Annotated in this window: 16 protein-coding genes; 5 read left to right on the top strand and 11 right to left on the bottom strand. The window is 61.2% G+C overall.

The genetic code is table 11. The annotated features are described in order from the left end of the window. Positions 1-136: 136 nt before the first annotated feature. From pqqC to ACV8MC_RS09150, 4 genes are read left to right on the top strand one after another with little or no spacing between them, the layout of a single operon-like run. On the top strand, positions 137-889 hold the full coding sequence (gene pqqC, locus ACV8MC_RS09165) for a pyrroloquinoline-quinone synthase PqqC (protein WP_039757691.1): 753 nt from the start codon (positions 137-139) through the stop codon (positions 887-889). Further along, on the top strand, positions 886-1,161 hold the full coding sequence (pqqD, locus tag ACV8MC_RS09160) for a pyrroloquinoline quinone biosynthesis peptide chaperone PqqD (RefSeq protein WP_041476711.1): 276 nt from the start codon (positions 886-888) through the stop codon (positions 1,159-1,161). The genes pqqC and pqqD overlap by 4 nt, the downstream gene beginning before the upstream one ends. Next, positions 1,133-2,305 carry a pyrroloquinoline quinone biosynthesis protein PqqE gene (gene pqqE, locus ACV8MC_RS09155; protein ID WP_041476712.1) on the top strand — a complete coding sequence of 391 codons (1,173 nt, stop codon included), beginning with the start codon at positions 1,133-1,135 and terminating at the stop codon, positions 2,303-2,305. Before pqqD ends, pqqE begins: the two co-directional genes overlap by 29 nt. After that, positions 2,271-4,070 (top strand): alpha/beta hydrolase family protein, encoded by a 1,800-nt coding sequence (locus ACV8MC_RS09150; protein WP_252868389.1) that lies wholly within the window; start codon positions 2,271-2,273, stop codon positions 4,068-4,070. Before pqqE ends, ACV8MC_RS09150 begins: the two co-directional genes overlap by 35 nt. Positions 4,071-4,212: 142 nt before the next feature. Here the strand turns inward: ACV8MC_RS09150 and ACV8MC_RS09145 are convergent, their stop codons facing one another. Together ACV8MC_RS09145 and ACV8MC_RS09140 are read right to left on the bottom strand one after the other, a co-directional pair. Then, positions 4,213-4,371: a YqaE/Pmp3 family membrane protein gene (locus ACV8MC_RS09145; protein ID WP_003228885.1), complete on the bottom strand. Its 159-nt coding sequence runs from the start codon at positions 4,369-4,371 to the stop codon at positions 4,213-4,215. A gap of 192 nt (positions 4,372-4,563) precedes the next feature. After that, on the bottom strand, positions 4,564-5,790 hold the full coding sequence (locus ACV8MC_RS09140) for an aspartate aminotransferase family protein (RefSeq protein ID WP_095181399.1): 1,227 nt from the start codon (positions 5,788-5,790) through the stop codon (positions 4,564-4,566). A gap of 169 nt (positions 5,791-5,959) precedes the next feature. Here ACV8MC_RS09140 and ACV8MC_RS09135 point away from each other — a divergent pair, with 169 nt between their 5' ends. Next, positions 5,960-6,874: a LysR family transcriptional regulator gene (locus ACV8MC_RS09135; protein ID WP_423662581.1), complete on the top strand. Its 915-nt coding sequence runs from the start codon at positions 5,960-5,962 to the stop codon at positions 6,872-6,874. 228 nt (positions 6,875-7,102) lie between these two features. Here ACV8MC_RS09135 and ACV8MC_RS09130 read toward each other — a convergent pair whose 3' ends face one another. The 9 genes from ACV8MC_RS09130 to bioF form a co-directional block, all read right to left on the bottom strand. Continuing rightward, positions 7,103-8,881 (bottom strand): acyl-CoA dehydrogenase C-terminal domain-containing protein, encoded by a 1,779-nt coding sequence (locus tag ACV8MC_RS09130; RefSeq protein WP_041476717.1) that lies wholly within the window; start codon positions 8,879-8,881, stop codon positions 7,103-7,105. Positions 8,882-9,038: 157 nt separating this feature from the next. Then, positions 9,039-10,835: an acyl-CoA dehydrogenase C-terminal domain-containing protein gene (locus ACV8MC_RS09125; protein WP_252878998.1), complete on the bottom strand. Its 1,797-nt coding sequence runs from the start codon at positions 10,833-10,835 to the stop codon at positions 9,039-9,041. A 90-nt stretch (positions 10,836-10,925) separates the two neighbouring features. After that, positions 10,926-12,215 (bottom strand): GGDEF domain-containing protein, encoded by a 1,290-nt coding sequence (locus ACV8MC_RS09120; protein ID WP_039757672.1) that lies wholly within the window; start codon positions 12,213-12,215, stop codon positions 10,926-10,928. A gap of 191 nt (positions 12,216-12,406) precedes the next feature. Next, positions 12,407-14,212: a phenylacyl-CoA dehydrogenase gene (locus tag ACV8MC_RS09115; RefSeq protein ID WP_024014564.1), complete on the bottom strand. Its 1,806-nt coding sequence runs from the start codon at positions 14,210-14,212 to the stop codon at positions 12,407-12,409. Positions 14,213-14,486: 274 nt separating this feature from the next. Next, positions 14,487-14,783, bottom strand: coding sequence for a hypothetical protein (locus ACV8MC_RS09110; RefSeq protein ID WP_016772865.1), 297 nt, complete (start codon positions 14,781-14,783; stop codon positions 14,487-14,489). Positions 14,784-14,891: 108 nt separating this feature from the next. Then, entirely contained in the window at positions 14,892-15,572 is a 681-nt protein-coding gene (gene bioD / locus ACV8MC_RS09105; RefSeq protein WP_041476721.1) for a dethiobiotin synthase, read from the bottom strand. Next, complete coding sequence (gene bioC / locus ACV8MC_RS09100; RefSeq protein WP_150743548.1) at positions 15,569-16,378, bottom strand: malonyl-ACP O-methyltransferase BioC; 810 nt, start codon at positions 16,376-16,378, stop codon at positions 15,569-15,571. Before bioC ends, bioD begins: the two co-directional genes overlap by 4 nt. Then, positions 16,371-17,102 (bottom strand): alpha/beta fold hydrolase, encoded by a 732-nt coding sequence (locus ACV8MC_RS09095; protein ID WP_236167663.1) that lies wholly within the window; start codon positions 17,100-17,102, stop codon positions 16,371-16,373. Before ACV8MC_RS09095 ends, bioC begins: the two co-directional genes overlap by 8 nt. Continuing rightward, positions 17,095-18,273, bottom strand: a complete 1,179-nt coding sequence (gene bioF / locus ACV8MC_RS09090; protein ID WP_457265070.1) for an 8-amino-7-oxononanoate synthase — start codon at positions 18,271-18,273, stop codon at positions 17,095-17,097. The genes ACV8MC_RS09095 and bioF overlap by 8 nt, the downstream gene beginning before the upstream one ends. Positions 18,274-18,385: the final 112 nt, after the last annotated feature.

The raw sequence follows: 18,385 nt of genomic DNA, 5'->3' as shown, positions 1-18,385 counted from the left end.
CGACCGGCCACTTCGCGAGCAAGCTCGCTCCCACATTGGATCTGTGCCGTACACAAAACCTGTGGGAGCTGGCTTGCCAGCGATGACGTCCTGACAGACACCACAGAATCCAACGGTTGTTCCCCGGAGAACCGCAATGACCGACACCCCGCTGTCCCCCGCCGAATTCGAAGCGGCCCTGCGCGCCAAGGGCGCCTACTACCACATCTACCACCCTTACCACGTGGCGATGTACGAAGGCCGCGCGACCCGCGAGCAGATTCAGGGCTGGGTCGCCAACCGCTTCTACTATCAGGTGAACATTCCCCTGAAGGACGCAGCGATCCTCGCCAATTGCCCGGATCGGGAAATCCGCCGCGAGTGGATTCAGCGCCTGCTCGACCACGACGGCGCACCCGGTGAAGATGGCGGCATCGAAGCCTGGCTGCGTCTGGGCCAGGCTGTTGGCCTCGATCCGGACCAATTGCGCTCCCAGGAACTGGTGCTGCCCGGCGTGCGTTTCGCCGTCGATGCCTACGTCAACTTCGCCCGTCGCGCCAGTTGGCAGGAGGCCGCCAGCAGCTCGCTGACCGAACTGTTCGCGCCGCAGATCCACCAGTCGCGCCTCGACAGCTGGCCGCAGCATTACCCGTGGATCGACCCGGCCGGTTATGAATATTTCCGCACCCGCCTCGGTCAGGCGCGGCGTGACGTCGAACATGGGCTGGCGATCACCCTCGAGCACTACAAGACCCGCGAAGGCCAGGAGCGCATGCTGGAAATTCTCCAGTTCAAACTGGACATTCTTTGGAGCATGCTCGATGCCATGAGCATGGCCTACGAACTGAACCGTCCGCCGTATCACAGCGTGACCGAACAACGGGTCTGGCATAAAGGAATCATCTTATGAGTTTCGACCGCAGCAAAGTGCCGAGCTGGCGCCCGGGCTATCGCTTCCAATACGAGCCGGCGCAAAAGGGTCACGTGCTGCTCTACCCTGAAGGCATGATCAAACTCAACGACAGCGCCGCACTGATCGGCGGCTTGATTGATGGTGAACGCGATGTCGCGGCGATCATTGCCAGACTCGACGAGCAGTTCCCCGGCGTGCCCGAGCTTGGTGACGACATCGAGCAATTCATGGAGGTTGCCCGTGCGCAGCACTGGATCGAACTTGCCTGATTCGTCCGTGCAAGTCCCGCCAAAACCTGAAGTCGGCCTGCCGCTGTGGCTGCTCGCCGAGCTGACCTACCGTTGCCCGTTGCAATGCCCGTATTGCTCAAACCCACTGGATTTCGCCGAGCAGGGCAAAGAGCTGACCACCGAGCAATGGATCAAGGTGTTCCGCGAAGCGCGGGAGATGGGCGCGGCGCAATTGGGCTTTTCCGGCGGCGAACCGCTGGTGCGTCAGGACTTGGCCGAACTGATCCATGAAGCGCGGCAGCTGGGTTTCTACACCAACCTGATCACCTCCGGCATTGGCCTGACCGAGCAGAAAATCAGCGACTTCAAAAAGGCCGGGCTCGATCACATCCAGATCAGTTTTCAGGCCAGCGACGAGCAAGTGAACAACCTGCTCGCCGGTTCGAAAAAGGCCTTTGCGCAAAAGCTGGAAATGGCTCGCGCAGTCAAGGCCCACGGCTATCCGATGGTGCTGAACTTCGTCACCCATCGGCACAACATCGACAAGATCGACCGCATTATCGAACTGTGCATTGCGCTGGAGGCCGACTTCGTCGAACTCGCCACTTGCCAGTTCTACGGCTGGGCGCAGCTCAACCGTGTTGGCCTGCTGCCGACCAAGGAGCAACTGGTGCGCGCCGAACGCATCACCAACGAATACCGGGCCAGGCTGGAAGCCGAAGGGCATCCGTGCAAGCTGATTTTCGTCACTCCGGACTATTACGAAGAACGCCCGAAAGCCTGCATGAACGGCTGGGGCAGCATCTTTCTGACCGTCACCCCGGACGGCACCGCCCTGCCCTGCCATGGTGCCCGCCAGATGCCGGTGCAGTTTCCCAACGTGCGCGAGCACAGCATGCAGCACATCTGGTATGACTCGTTCGGCTTCAACCGTTTTCGCGGTTACGACTGGATGCCCGAGCCATGCCGCTCTTGCGACGAGAAAGAAAAAGACTTCGGCGGCTGCCGTTGCCAGGCGTTCATGCTCACCGGTGATGCCAGTAATGCCGACCCGGTGTGCAGCAAGTCCGAACATCACGGCGTGATCCTCAAGGCCCGCGAAGAAGCCGAGACCGCCACTCAAACCATCGAACAATTGGCCTTTCGCAATGAACGAAACTCACGCCTCATCGCCAAGGGCTGAGCCTTTCAGCGCCGCCCAAGCCGTCGCCGCCGGAACCGACTTCGCCGAACTGCAGCTCGGCGCCCATGGTGTGTTCTGGAATGAATACCGCCCCGAGGATGCCGCATGCCGGATCTGGCATTGGCGCGATGGCGCAGCGAAAAGTCTGACGCCGGACGGCTTCAGCGTGCGTAGCCGCGTGTACGAATATGGCGGTGGTGCGTTTTGTCTGACGCCTGACGGGGTGGTTTTCGTCAATGAAGCGGATCAGCAGATGTATCGGCAGGCGCTGGATGGCGAGCCGGTCGCGCTGACGTCGACTGACTGCCGCTACGGCGATCTGCAATTCGCCGCTGGCCGGGTATTGGCGGTTGAAGAGCAGCAGGATCGGCATCGCCTGGTGGCAATTGATCTGGCGACCGGTACGCGACAGGTGCTGGCCGAGGGTGCGGATTTTTATGCGTCACCAACGCTCAGCCCCGATGGCCAGCGGCTGGCGTGGATCGAGTGGAGTCGCCCGCATCAGCCGTGGACCTCGACGCGCTTGATGGTCGCGCAAGGCGATTTTTCTGCGCCTCGCTGTGTTGCCGGTACGCAGATGGAGGAGTCGATCCAGCAGCCGCGATTCGACGCTGATGGGCGGCTCTATTGCCTGACGGACCGTGACGGCTACTGGCAGCCGTGGGGCGAAACGACCGATGGCCTGAAAGCGCTGGCCAGCGTCGCGGCCGATCACGCGCCCGCGCCGTGGCAGCTAGGCGGCTGCACGTGGCTGCCTGTCGGTGATCAATTTTTAGCCAGTTGGAGCGAGGATGGTTTCGGTCGCCTGGCCCTTGGAAGTGAAGATTTCAGCGGTGACTACAGCCGCTTCCGCCACTTGGCGATGGATCAACAATTCATCTATTGCATCGCTGCATCGCCGACCAGCCCGTCGGCAGTGATCGCCATTGATCGTGTGTCGCATGCCGTGAAAATCCTCGCTGGCGGCGTGGCTCCATTGCCTGCCGAACGCATCAGCCGTCCGCAGACCTTGCGTTATCCGAGCGGCTCCGGCGAGGCGCACGGTTTCTTTTACCCGGCCATGAGCGGTGAAGCGAAACCTCCGCTGGTGGTGTTTATCCACGGCGGCCCGACGTCGGCGTGCTACCCGATACTCGACCCGCGCATCCAGTACTGGACGCAGCGCGGCTTTGCTGTCGCCGACCTCAACTATCGCGGCAGCAGTGGCTATGGTCGCGAATATCGCCAAGCGCTGCATCTGCGCTGGGGCGAGGTGGATGTCGAGGATGCCTGCGCGGTGGTCAGCTATCTCGCTGGCCAAGGTTTGATCGATGGTGACCGCGCGTTCATTCGCGGCGGCAGTGCGGGTGGCTACACAACGCTGTGTGCGCTGGCGTTCAGACAGGTTTTCCGCGCAGGCGCCAGCCTCTACGGCGTCAGCGACCCGGTCGCGCTGGCCCGGGCCACGCACAAGTTCGAGGGCGATTATCTGGATTGGCTGATCGGCGATCCCGAAGGAGATGCCGAACGCTATGCCTCCCGCACGCCACTGCTGCACGCAGACAACATTCGCGTGCCGGTGAGTTTCTTTCAAGGTGAACTGGACGCGGTGGTCGTGCCGCAACAAACCCGCGACATGGTCGCGGCGCTGGAGCACAACGGCATCCCGGTCGAGGCGCATTACTACCCTGACGAACGCCACGGCTTCCGCCGCGCGGCCAACCAGGCACATGCGCTGGAGCAGGAGTGGACGTTTTATCGGCGGGTGATGGGGCTAACTGACTGAGCCCTCACTTTGAGACTGCGTCGCTCCAATCGCGGGCAAGCCCGCTCCCACAGGTTATTTGGTGTACACAAAAATTGTGATCACTCATAACACTGTGGGAGCGGGCTTGCCCGCGATAGCTATTGATCAGACGCCACTGGACTCAACGCTTGGCGATGATATACACCGCATGCACGATCCCTGGAATGTAGCCGCACAGCGTCAGCAGAATGTTCAGCCAGAACGCCCCGCCAAACCCGACCTGCAGAAACACGCCCAGTGGCGGCAACAGAATAGCGATGATGATACGAATGAAATCCATGGGGCAGCTCCTGAATGGGGGTTGGCTCACTTGAGCCATACAAGCTAATCGACACGCGCCGTTCGTCAGGGTTCATTACGCTTGCTATTTGATCGCCAGCACCACAAAAAAACGCCCCACGCCAAAAGAATCAGGCGTGGGGCGTGCGTTATACCGCGAGACGGTTCGGGTAATCGGTTGGGGCTGCTCAGCTCACACGGCAATGCCCTTGCGACATTGCACTTGGGCGGTGCGCACTCGCGAGAAGGCGCGGCCCAGGCGCAGGAGCATTTCGTCGATGTTGGCTTTGCTGACAGTGAGGGCCGGGGTGAAGCGCAGGCAGTCAGGCTGCGCGGCGTTCAATATCAGGCCTTCGTGAAGTGCGGCATGGACGACGGCGTCGGCGCATTCGTCGGACAGCGTCAACCCGTAAAACAGGCCTTGGCCGCGCAACTCGCCGTGGCCGTAGCGGTGCGCCAGTCGCGCAAGGCCTTCGCGCAAATGCTGGCCGCTGTCGTTAACCTGCTGGAGAAAGCTGCGGTCATGGATGCTGTCGAGCACTACCAGACCGGCCGCCGTCATCAATGCGTTGCCGTGATGGGTGCCGCTCAGCTCGCCGATGGCGAAACAACAGGCCTTGCCTCGCGCCAGCAAGGCCGCCAGCGGCAAGCCGCCGCCGAGGCCTTTGCCGAGCACGACGATATCGCCGCGAATACCGTAGGACTGTTCGGCGAGCAAGCTGCCGCAGCGGCCGATACCGGTCTGCACTTCGTCGAGAATCAGCAGAATGCCCAGTTCACGGCACAGTCGCTCGACCCCTTTGAGGTAGTGCCCGGTCGCGGGAATGACCCCGGCATCGCTCTGGATCGGCTCCAGCATGATCGCCACGGTCTGCGCGTCCACCGCCGCATGCAGCGCCGGCAGGTCGTTGAATGGCACTCGATCAATCGTCGCCAGACTGCGGCCATGACAACCCTGCTCAGCCATGATGATCCGCGAGGCGCCGCCGCGATGCAGCTGCCCCCATTTGCGCGCCAGTTTGATCGCCGCCTCACAAGCCTCGCTGCCACTGTTGAGCAGATACGCCTGTTCGCTGGACGTGCTGGCGCACAGACGCTCGGCGAGGCTGAGCATGCCGCGATTGTGCAGATTGCAGCCTGGATTGATCAGCGCCTGGGCCTGATTGGCGATGGCTTTGACCAGCGCCGTGGGGCTGTGGCCAAGGCTGTTGGCGCCGCCGGCCTGGGAAAAGTCGAGGTAGGCGCGATCGTTGCTGTCCCATAGCCATGAACCCTGGCCGCGAACGAACACTTGTTGCGGCCGATCGACGCTGGGCATCAGGCGTTGGGCATTGAGATGGTCGGTCATAGCGGATGGCCCCGCCTCGAAGCAGAGGTCATCCAGACTCGGCGTCTGACGCCGCAAACTGAACAGATTCATGCGGAAAAACCTCGCTGGAGGTTTTTTGAACTGCCTATGTAATCACGAACGAAGCAAATGGAACTCGTCACGCTTTCTGGCCCTGCAAGCCTTGTGAATGCGGTTAGACTAGGCGCGCAAACGGCTTCAGGCCATTTCGATTTCTCAGCCATTTCGATAAGCGCTACTTATGGATTTCAAACAACTGCGTTATTTCGTCGCGGTCTACGAAGAAGGCCATGTCGGCCGTGCGGCTGAGCGCTTGTCGATCTCGCAACCGGCGCTGTCGCAACAGATCCGTCAGCTGGAGCAGAACCTCGACGTAACCCTGTTCGAACGCAGCAGTAAACGCCTGCTGCCGACCCTCGCTGCGCATACGCTGTACAACCACGCGTTGCCATTGCTCGATGGCTTGCAGCGGGCGCGCGAGGCGTTGGGTAGTTTCAAGGGTCAGGCACTGCGCACACTGGCGATCGGTGTGTTGCAAACGGTGCACACCAGCCTTGTGCCGCAGATGCTCGAGCGTGTGCGCAAGGCGCAGCCGCATCTGGTGGTACAAATCTATGAACTGACGGGGCTGGAAATCGAACGGCGTCTGCTCAATGGTTCCCTGGACATCGGCATCAGCTATCTGCCACCGCGCCAACCCGGTCTGCACGGTGTGTTGCTATACGAAGATGAACTGACGCTGGTCATCCCGGCGGACCATCCCTTGCGCGAGTTCAAGAAGGTCTCGATGCGCCAGGCTGCAGAGCTGCCCATGTTGCTGCTCGGCGAAGAGTTCCAGATCCGACAGATCTGGCAGGCACAACTGACCAGCCTCGGACGACGCCCGCAGGTGCAGGCCGAGTTGAACACTATGCTGGGGATTCTCGACAGCCTGCCGCACACCCGGCTGGCGACGGTGCTGCCGGGACGTTCGCAAAAGGAATACGACGATGAAGATCTGCTATGGAAACCGCTGAGCGAACCACGGGTGCCGTTGCAAGTTGGCCTGGTGTGCCGTGATTTACAACGCCAGCAGGCCTCGTTGGCATTGCTGCGGACATTGCTTGAAGAGGTGATCGATCGCGAAACCAAGCAGCCCCTCGATCCGCTCGCCTGAAACTTTTCTTCAGGCAAAAGAAAACCCCGCCGAAGCGGGGCTTTGCAGACTGTTTCCCTGACATCCATTTCACTCCGCCACCCTGGCAGAATCCTACGTGTCCGTGTTGTTTACTTTGCGCTTCCTGCGCGACGTCCATGAAATGTAGATTAGCCGTGGATCCAATATACGGATATGGGAGAACAGCAGCACGTCACGTAAGCAAATGCTTACATGACGTCTACAGGATCAAAACTGTGCCGCATCCAGCAGGAACAGCGACTCGCTACCGGCCTTGACCGACGCGCTCAACGAGTGGATACGCGGCAGCAGACGGGCGAAATAGAAGCGCGCGGTGCCCAGCTTGCTCGCGTAGAAATCCTCCTGCGCTTCCTTGCCCAGCGCGGCTTTGGCCATCAACGCCCACATGTAGGCGTAAGCGGTGTAGCCGAACGCTTGCAAATATTCGACCGAGGCCGCGCCGATTTCGTTCGGATTGTTTTTCGCCCGGTCCAGCAGCCACGCGGTCAACTCGTCGAGGGTGTCGACGGCATCGTTCAACGGCTTGGTGAACTCGCCCAGATCAGCACTGGCGGTTGCGGTGAAATGGCGGATCTCGTCAGCGAACAGCTGGTAGAACGCGCCGCCACTGCCAACGATCTTGCGCCCGACCAGGTCCAGCGCCTGAATACCGTTGGTGCCTTCGTAGATCTGGGTGATGCGCACGTCACGCACCAGTTGCTCCTGGCCCCACTCGCGGATGTAGCCGTGGCCGCCGAAAATCTGCTGGCCGTGGACAGTGGTTTCCAGACCCAGGTCGGTCAGGAAGGCTTTCGCCACCGGCGTCAGCAACGCCACCAGATCTTCCGCGCGCTTGCGGGTGGTCGCGTCTTCACTGAACTTGGCGGTGTCCAGTTGCATCGCTACATACGTGGAGAACGCACGGCCGCCTTCGTTCGAGGCTTTCATGGTCAGCAGCATGCGTCGCACGTCCGGGTGGACGATGATCGGGTCGGCGACTTTGTCCTTGTTCTGCGCACCGGTCGGCGAACGGCTCTGCAGACGGTCGCGCGCATATTCAACAGCGTTCTGATAAGAGCGCTCGCCCGTGGCCAGGCCCTGAATACCAACACCCAGGCGCTCGTAGTTCATCATGGTGAACATTGCGGCCAGGCCTTTGTTCGGCTCGCCGACCAAATAACCCACGGCTTCGTCGAAGTTCATCACGCAGGTCGCCGAGGCCTGAATGCCCATCTTGTGCTCGATCGAACCGCAGTTGGCCGGGTTACGCGCACCGAGGCTGCCGTCGGCATTGACCATGAACTTCGGCACCAGAAACAGCGAAATGCCTTTCGGACCGGCCGGCGCGTCAGGCAGCTTGGCCAGTACCAGGTGAATGATGTTTTCGGTGAGGTCGTGCTCGCCACCAGTGATGAAGATCTTGGTGCCGCTGACCTTGTAGGAACCGTCGGCCTGAGGTTCGGCTTTGGTGCGGATGATGCCCAGGTCGGTGCCGGCGTGCGGCTCGGTCAGGCACATGGAACCGGCCCAGATGCCGGCGTACATGTTCGGCAGGTACGCAGCTTTCAGTTCTTCACTGGCGTGGGCATTGATCGACAGGCAGGCGCCGGCGGTCAGCATCGGGTACAGACCGAACGCCAGGCTGGCGGAGTTGACCATTTCTTCGACCTGCGCCGACACGGCTTTGGGCATGCCCATGCCGCCGTAGGCCGGATCGCCGCCAACACCGACCCAGCCGCCTTCAGCATAAGTCTGATAGGCCTGTGGGAAACCGGCCGGCGTGGTGACGGCACCGTCCGCCCAATGGCAACCTTCCTCGTCAGCAGCACGGCTCAGTGGCGCGATGCTTTTGCTGGTGACCTTGCCGGCCTCTTCGAGAATCGCTTCAACGGTTTCGGCATCGACGGTCTCGGCCAGCGCCGGCAGCTCGGCCCAGAGTTTGGCGACTTCGAACACTTCATTGAGGACGAAGCGCATATCGCGCAGCGGCGCTTTGTAGTCAGCCATGGCAAACCTCGCAAGATCTAAACAGGTGGTTCGTGGAATGATGTTTTCGTTGATCCGGAGTGTACCTCAACAACTTTTGCGACACATAGGGTCAACCGGTGACTGATTTGTTATTTTTGGTCACCGGAAAAAGATCGCCGCGATCTTTCGATCTGCTCTACAAAGCAAACGCCTGCGCCGGCAGATTCATCAAACAATCACTCCCCGCCTCGATCGCCGCCTGATGCGCAGCCGTACGCGGCAGCAAGCGCTTGAAGTAGAACTCGCACGTCGCCAGTTTGCCCTTGAGGAAATCAGCCTCACCCTCGCCCGCCTCCAGCTGTGCCTGAGCAACCAACGCCATGCGCAGCCACAGGTAGCCCAGGATGATGTAGCCGCTGTACATCAGATAATCCACCGACGCAGCACCGACTTCGTCCGGGTTCTTCATGGCCGCCATGCCGACCTTCATGGTCAGGTCGCCCCACTGTTGGTTGAGCCCGTTGAGTTGCGCGACGAAGCGGCCCAGCTGCGCATGTTCGGCGTTCGCTGCGCAGAACTTGTGGACGATTTTGGTAAAGCCGCGCAGCAGCTTGCCCTGACTGCCCAGCACCTTGCGCCCGAGCAGGTCGAGCGCTTGAATGCCATTGGTGCCTTCGTAGATCGGCGCAATCCGGCAATCGCGCACCAGTTGCTCCATGCCCCACTCACGAATGAAGCCGTGGCCGCCGAATACCTGCATGCCGTGATTGGTCACTTCCAGCCCGGTGTCGGTCATGAACGCCTTGCAGATCGGCGTGAGGAACGCCAGCAGGTCTTCGGCCTCCTGACGCGCATCGGCATCGCTGCTCAGGTGCGCAACATCGAGCATCTGCGCAGTGAAATAGGTCAGCGCGCGGTTGCCTTCGTTGAAGGCTTTCATGGTCAGCAACATGCGTCGCACATCGGGGTGAACGATGATCGGGTCGGCAGGTTTTTCCGGGGATTTGGCACCGGTCAGGGCGCGCATCTGCAGGCGGTCATTGGCGTACTTGATCGCGCCCTGAAAACTCGCCTCGCCCAGACACAGCCCCTGCATGCCAGTACCAAGCCGCGCGTGGTTCATCATGGTGAACATGCAGTTGAGGCCCTTGTTCGGCTCGCCGATCAAGTAACCCGTGGCGGCATCGAAATTCAGCACGCACGTAGCAGAAGCCTTGATGCCCATCTTGTGCTCGATCGAGCCACAGGAAACGCCGTTGCGCTCACCCGCTTCGCCTGCTGCATCGGGCAGAAACTTGGGCACGATAAACAGGGAAATGCCCTTGGTTCCGGCCGGTGCGTCCGGCAGCTTGGCCAGGACCAGATGGATGATGTTGTCGCTCAGGTCATGCTCACCAGCGGAGATGAAAATCTTGCTGCCGGTGATCGCGTAGCTGCCGTCGGCCCGGGGCACCGCGCGAGTCTTGATGATGCCCAGATCAGTGCCGCAGTGGGCTTCGGTCAGGCACATGGTGCCGGTCCACTGGCCAGCGGTGAGTTTGCTCAGGTAGGTGTCTTTCTGCTCGGCGGTACCGTGGGCGTGGATCGCCGACATCGCGCCGTGGGTCAGGCCGGGGTACATGCCCCAGGACGTGTTGCTGGAGCCGACCATTTCACTGATCACCAGCCCCAGCGAACTCGGCAAACCTTGGCCACCGTAAGCCGGATCGGCCGCCAATCCATGCCAGCCGCCCTCTACATATTGTGCGAAGGCCTGCTTGAAGCCTGTAGGCGTTGTCACCACGCCGTTGTCGAAATGGCAGCCCTCTTCGTCGCCGCTGCGATTGAGCGGTGCCAGAACGTTCTCGCAGAACTTCGCGCCTTCTTCGAGGATCGCGCTGATCATGTCCGGGCTGGCGTCATGCGCGCCGAGAGTGGCGTAGTTGGTATGGAAGTCGAAGACGTGATCGATCAGAAAGCGCATGTCGCGCAGGGGAGCTTTGTACTCGGGCATGGTGGCTTCTCCGTCAGCAGATTTGTTCAACCTACTGCTGGCGACCACGCGCGACAATCACTGTGCAGGCGCTGAATGCGCCGTCATCACTCAACCCGCAGCAGCGTCCATGCGCACCGCGCCACGGCGGTTCTGCCCGAACGCCATGACACAGTTACGCCCGGCGCCCTTGGCGCTGTACAACGCCTGGTCGGCGGACTTGAGCACTTCTTCAGGGGTGCGCTGCTCGACACGTTCGGCGACGCCGATACTCACCGTCACCGACACCGCCGAAGCCCCGGAACCGCTGCGCCGCTGGCGACCTTGCTGATCATCCTGCGGGCGGTTTTCCTGGTTGCGTAACTGAATGCTGTAGGAGGCGATCGATTCACGGATCACTTCCAGGTGCGGCATGCACTCCTCAAGGGTCTTGCCTGCGAACACCAAGGCAAATTCCTCACCGCCGTAGCGATACGCCCTACCGCCACCGCTGATTTTCGACAGTTTGCTGGCGACCAGGCGCAGCACCTGGTCACCGACATCGTGGCCATGGGTGTCGTTGAATTTCTTGAAATGATCGACGTCGCTCATCGCCAGCACATAGTTGCGCCCCAGTCGCTGCATGCGTTCGTTGAGCGCACGTCGTCCCGGCAGGCCGGTGAGCTCGTCGCGGAAGGCCATTTGATAGGCCTCATGCGCAACGGCGGCGGCGATCATCAGCATCACCTGGCTGCACATGATGTTCAGGGTGAACGGCAGAATAAAGGTCTTCGGCAGCATCCAGAACACACCAAGCAAGCCAACCAGTTGCGCCGCGTGCAACGGGCGCGGGTTGCGCCAGTATTGCCAGGCCAGAAGCAGGAAGGCCGAGATGAACACCGGATAGGACAACTGGATGAGACTCATCCATGCCCCATGCAGCGCCGGCCAGCGGATCTCCGACAACCACAGCAGCAGCGCCTGTGGGTAACTTTGCTCCAGTCCCAGCGCCACGCTGCCAAATGCCAGCAGCACGGCAAAGCGCGCGACCATGTCCTGAAACAGATGGGTACGTTCCTGCCATGCGGCGAACAGCCCGAACAACAGCGGCAACAACAGGCAGACCAGATGAAACACCACCGCAGCGTCTTCGCGGACCTTGCCGTTGTCGCGGTAGAAATCTGTCTGGGTGTCCAGCAGAAAGTAGGCGATGTACACCGTCAGCATCAGAAACAGTTCGCGCTGACGTCGGTACACCGCGCAATACGCGCCACCGAGGAGCAGAACCAATGTCGGCAGGACGTTGAACAGTGACGTGAAGAATACGCTGAGGTCTTTGACGTACGCAGCCGCCAGCCCCGCAAGCAATAACAGCAGTGATGGCAGGAAATGGCTGAAACGTACAGCGGAAGAACGCGGCAAGGGTAAGCTCCGACCCGTCATAGCAAAGAGATGGCATTGTGCCTGCAAAGTGCGGCCAAGCCCATACAATGTGATCCAGATCACACACGGTCTCTGTAACGGCCGGAAGCTCGACTATCTGAGCGATCCGCAAACAAAAAAACCGCTGCCCCCTAACGGGAGCAGCGGTTTTCGTCAGACTGCGTTAAGGCTTAGTAGCCCAGTGCGAAGTCTTCTTCTTTCATGTCCATCAGGTTGCCAGCACCCGACAGCATAGTGGCCACGTGCGTACGGGTACGCGGCAGGATGCGCTGGAAGTAGAAGCGCGCGGTTTGCAGCTTGGCGGTGTAGAACGCCTCGTCGCTGGTGCCGGCAGCCAGTTTTTCCGCAGCCAGACGTGCCATGTCTGCCCAGAAGTAGGCCAGGCAGGCATAACCGGAGTACATCAGGTAATCCACGGAGGCCGCGCCGACTTCTTCGCGATCTTTCATGGCAGCCATACCGACCTTCATGGTCAGCTCGCCCCATTCCTTGTTCAGTGCAGCCAGCGGCGCGACGAATTCCTGGACGGCTTCGTTGCCTTCGTTGGTCTGGCAGAACTTGTGGACGATCTTGGTGAAGCCTTTCAGAGCCTCGCCTTGAGTCATCAGCACTTTGCGGCCGAGCAGGTCGAGGGCCTGGATGCCGGTGGTGCCTTCGTACAGCATCGAAATGCGGCTGTCGCGAACGTTCTGCTCCATGCCCCACTCGGCGATGAAACCGTGGCCGCCGTAGATCTGCACGCCGTGGTTGGCGGCTTCGAAACCGACTTCGGTCATGAACGCTTTGGCGATCGGGGTCATGAACGCCAGCAGTGCGTCGGCCTTCTTCTTCTCTTCTTCATCGACGCCGTATTTGACGATGTCGACCTGCTTAGCAGTGAAGTAGACCATCGCGCGGTTGCCTTCGGCGAACGCCTTCATGGTCAACAGCATGCGGCGCACGTCCGGGTGGACGATGATCGGGTCAGCGGCTTTGTCCGGCGCTTTCGGGCCAGTCAGCGAGCGCATTTGCAGGCGATCACGAGCGTATTTCAGACCGCCCTGGAAGCCGATTTCGGCGTGAGCCAGACCTTGCAGTGCGGTACCGAGGCGAGCGGTGTTCATAAAGGTGAACATGCAGTTCAGACCTTTGTTCGCCGGGCCGATCAGGTAACCGGTGGCGCCGTCGAAGTTCATCACGCAAGTGGCGTTGCCGTGGATGCCCATCTTGTGTTCCAGCGAACCGCAGCTCACTGCGTTGCGCGCGCCAATGGTGCCATCGGCGTTTGGCAGGAACTTTGGAACGATGAACAGCGAGATGCCTTTGGTGCCAGCCGGAGCATCCGGCAGACGCGCCAGTACGATGTGGACGATGTTGTCGGCCATGTCGTGTTCACCGGCCGAGATGAAGATCTTGGTGCCGGAAACTTTGTAGGAACCGTCGGCCTGAGGCTCGGCCTTGGTGCGCAGCATGCCCAGGTCGGTGCCGCAGTGCGGTTCGGTCAGGCACATGGTGCCGGTCCATTCGCCGGAGACCAGTTTGGTCAGATAGGCTTCCTGCTGCTCTGGGGTGCCGTGCTCGGAGATGGTATTCATCGCACCGTGCGACAGACCTGGGTACATGCCCCACGACCAGTTGGCTTCGCCGACCATTTCGCTCACCGCCAGACCCAGCGACTCAGGCAGGCCCTGACCGCCGTGCTCAACGTCGTGCGCCAGGCTTGGCCAGCCGCCTTCGACGAATTGCTTGTACGCCTCTTTGAAGCCAGTCGGGGTTTTCACGCCGGACTCGCTCCAGGTGCAGCCTTCGATGTCGCCCACGCGGTTCAGCGGCGCCAGTACCTGCTCACAAAACTTGGCGCCTTCCTCGAGGATGGCGTCAACCATGTCCGGCGTGGCGTCTGCGCACGCTGGCAGGCTCTGATAGTGCGCTTCGTAGCCGAGCAGTTCGTCACGAACGAAGCGAATATCACGCAAGGGGGCCTTGTAGTCAGGCATAGCGATAAACCTCTGCTGATGTAACCGGGAATGAACGACCGTGTTGAATTGTTGTGACGGTCAAACAGTTGTTTGAAACATACGTTTACGCCGAAATCTTGTCAAGCATCGATCTTTTGCCGTTCGTCATCACGCTCTCCAAATGCCGGAGACGACAAATCGCCGCGACTTGATATAAGCCACGGGCGTTGTAAAAAGATTAGTTGAGCAAGAAGGACTTAAACGAAAAACGCCGCGACAGGGCGCGGCGTTTCGGGGTCTACAACAAACTCAATCAGGCGAAAGTATCGATGATCGTCCCGAGCACTTCGTCGGATGCCTTGGCCACCTTCACACCCAGCTCTGCCTGGATCTTGCCCTGCGACAGCTCGACGATATTGCTCGCCAGATCCGATTCTTGTGCGCGATCCACACCGCGCAGGCGATTGACCTGCACTTCGGACGACTGGCTGGTCACCGAACGTTCGATAGTGTTGTTGGCGATCTGGCTGGCAGCCTGATCGACGCGGTTCTGCCCGGACTGAATCGAGCTCAGTCCCGCATAAAAAGCTGTGTTGCCGGAGATTTCCATAGTCACTCTCATCCCTGCAAAGGATCAATGCTCGCCATTGAAGCAGACGCGCCAGCAAAACACCCGTCAAAAACACTAATGGCACAGTGCCTGTTCATAGGCAAAAGCTTAGTCGAGCAAATCCAGTTGCAAATGCTCGGCGACCGCTTCGGCGCTCAACGCCTTGAGTTTCGGCACCCGGCCCAGGCATGGCGCGGGAATGCGCTCGGCCAGGGTCGCGAGGTTTTCCTCCAGCCGCGAAGTTTTCGGATCGATGATATTCGCCACCCACCCCGCCAATTGCAGACCATCGCGGGCAATGGCCTCGGCGGTCAGCAAAGCATGACTGATGCACCCCAGCCTCACGCCCACCACCAGAATCACTGGCAGCTTCAGTGCAATCGCCAGGTCAGAGAGATTGTCCTGATCGGCCAACGGCACACGCCAGCCGCCCGCGCCTTCGATCAGGGTGAAATCGGCGTTCATCGCCAGAATCCCGCGCATCGGCGCCAGCAGCGATTGCACCGTCAGCGCTACACCTGCTTCGCGCGCCGCCAGATGCGGAGCGATCGCTGGCTCGAACGCCACCGGGTTGACCTGTTGATAAGTCAGCGGCAACGAACATTCGGCCAGCAGCGCCAAGGCATCAGAATTACGCAAGCCTTTGGGCGTGACGTCGCAACCCGATGCCACCGGTTTGCCCGCCGCCGTGCTCAAGCCTGCCGACCGCGCCGCATGGAGCAATCCGGCAGCAACGGTGGTTTTGCCGACATCGGTGTCGGTACCGGTGACGAAATAGGCTGCGCTCATAGAGGTTTCTCCAACACGGCGTATACCACCTGATACGTTGCCGGCAGCCCCGACGCCTGACGGAACCGCTCATACGCGTCGATCAGCCCGAGAATCCGCGCCCGTCCGGTCAAACCGCCCGGCCGCCCGGGATTCAGATTGTGTGCGCCCAACGCTTTCAACTCATGAGTCAGGCTGCGCACATCCGGGTAATGCAACACGTGCGGCTGATTCTCCAGCACCAAAATGCGCATGCCACTGCCGGCACATAACTGTTCATAGCGGGCGAACTCGCGGAAGCGATTGACGTGCACCAGCCCGTCGACCTGCTGCCAACTCTCACGCAACTCGAACAGCGTCCCTGTACAAAGACTAGCAAACGCAAAAATCCCCCCCGGTTTAAGCACGCGAAAGGCTTCGCTGAGCACCGCCTCGAAGTCGGCGCACCATTGCACTGCAAGGCTGGAGAAAATCAGATCGAAGCTCGCGTCCTGCAACGGCAGCCTTTCGGCATCGCCGGCAATGAAATGCTCAGCGCCACCCAACGGCCGTGCGTGATCAAGCATGCCTTCGGCAATGTCCAGCGCGACACCGCTGCCCTGGGTGAAACGCGAGGCCAGCGCACGAGTGAAATAGCCGGTGCCGCAACCGAGATCGAGCCACCGCGACGGCATGAAACTCCCAGGCAAACGCTCAAGCAGCTGCGTGCCGACGTCACGCTGAAACTCCGCGACACTGTCGTAACTGGCCGCAGCGCGGGAAAAAGACGCCGCCACCTGGCGCTTGTCGGGCAAGCCCTCAGGCAGCACAAGGGACAGATCAGTCATCAGCGCACTCATGTAGAAAAGCCTGGATCGCGCCCGCGACTCCATGCGGGTCTTCCAGCAGAAAAGCATGGCTGGCCTGTTCGATCAGACCAATTTCGATATCCGGCAACAGCGCGAACAATGCGCCGGCCGCTTCCGCCGGAACCAGCGCGTCCTGTCCGCCGAACAGATGAAACTGCGGGCCGCGAAACCCCTGCAACGCCTGGCGTGTATCCAGCTGCGCGAGTAGCTCCAACCCTGCCATCAGCGCGGTCGGCGCGGTGGCCGGCGCGCCAGCGAGCAGCAAGCGCGACAAGCCGCGCGGGTCTGGTGAACCTTGCGCACATAGCAGAGCGAAGCGCTTGAGCGTGGTACGCGGGTCGGCCTGACAACCGGCAAGAAACGCATCGAACGTCTCGCCAGGCATCGCGTTCGGCCACTGCTCATGGGCGACAAACGCAGGGTTGCTGGCCAGCGTCAGCAGCCCGCAGCACGCCTCGCCGCGTCGTGCCGCCAACTCAGACGCGAGCATGCCGCCCAGAGACCAGCCACCGAGCCAGACTTCCTGCGGAATGCGCGCATCGAGTTCGTCGAGCCAGTCTTCAAGGTCGGCGGAGTCCAGCTCCGGCAGCGGTTCGATCTCGACTTGCAGATGTTCGTCGAGGCCGCGCAATGCTGCGGCCAGCGGTTCCAGCGGCGACACGCCGAGGCCCCAGCCGGGCAGCAGGATCAGACGATTACGCATGGCTTGGCTCCAACGACAATCGGGCGAAACAATCTGCCAACCCTTCCAGCAACTGTTGCACCTGCGCCTCGCTGTGGGCGGCGGTCAGCGTGACGCGCAACCGCGCGCTGCCGGCCGGCACGGTCGGTGGACGGATCGCGGTCACCATCAAGCCGCGCTCGCGGAGCATTTGCGAGAGCCGCACCGCGCGGCCGGCATCGCCGATCATGATCGGCTGGATCGGCGTGAAGCTGTCCATCAGCTCCAGCCCGATCTGCTCGGCGCCGTGGCGGAACTGGCGGACCAGTGTCTGCAAATGCTCACGGCGCCAGTGTTCACTGCGCAACAGCTCGAGGCTTTTCAGCGTCGCGCAGGCCAGCGCCGGCGGTTGGCTGGTGGTGTAGATGTACGGGCGGGCGAACTGGATCAGGCTTTCGATCAACTCTTCGCTGCCGGCAACAAAGGCCCCGGCGGTGCCGAAGGCTTTGCCGAGGGTGCCGACCAGCACCGGCACGTCGTCCTGGCTCAGGCCGTAATGCTCGACGATGCCGCCACCGTTGGCGCCCAATGGGCCGAAGCCGTGGGCATCGTCGACCATCAGCCACGCGCCTTTGGCCTTGGCCGCGCGGGCCAGCGCCGGCAGGTCGGCGATGTCACCGTCCATGCTGAATACGCCATCGGTGACCACCAGCGTGTTGCCGGTGGCTTTCTCCAGGCGTTTGCCCAGGCTTTCGGCGTCGTTGTGCAGATAGCGATTGAAACGCGCGCCGGACAACAGGCCCGCGTCCAGCAACGAAGCGTGATTGAGCCGGTCTTCGAGCACCGTATCGCCCGGCCCGACCAGCGCAGTGACCGCGCCGAGGTTGGCCATGTAGCCGGTGGTGAACAGCAGCGCGCGTGGGCGCCCGGTCAGATCGGCGAGCGCTTCTTCCAGCGCGTGATGCGGGCTGCTGTGGCCGATCACCAGATGGGACGCGCCACCGCCGACACCCCAACGTTCAGCGCCGGCGCGCCAGGCTTCGATCACCTGCGGATGATTGGCCAGGCCCAGATAGTCGTTGTTGCAGAAAGCGAGCAGCGGCTGGCCGTCAACCACGACTTGCGGGCCTTGCGGCGAGTCGAGCAGCGGGCGGTGGCGATAAAGGTTGTCGGCACGACGGGCAGCAAGGCGTGCGGCGAGATCGAATGACATGCAGGCCTCGATTTTCAAATGACACAGATCCCCTGTGGGAGCGAGCCTGCTCGCGAATGGGCGTCACATCCAACATGGATATTCGCGGCCAAACCGCTTTCGCGAGCAGGCT

The sequence above is a fragment of the Pseudomonas sp. PK-RTE-24 genome (assembly GCF_054052265.1).
Note: the sequence above shows the minus strand (reverse complement) of the source record. Positions and strands in the feature narration are given on the sequence as shown.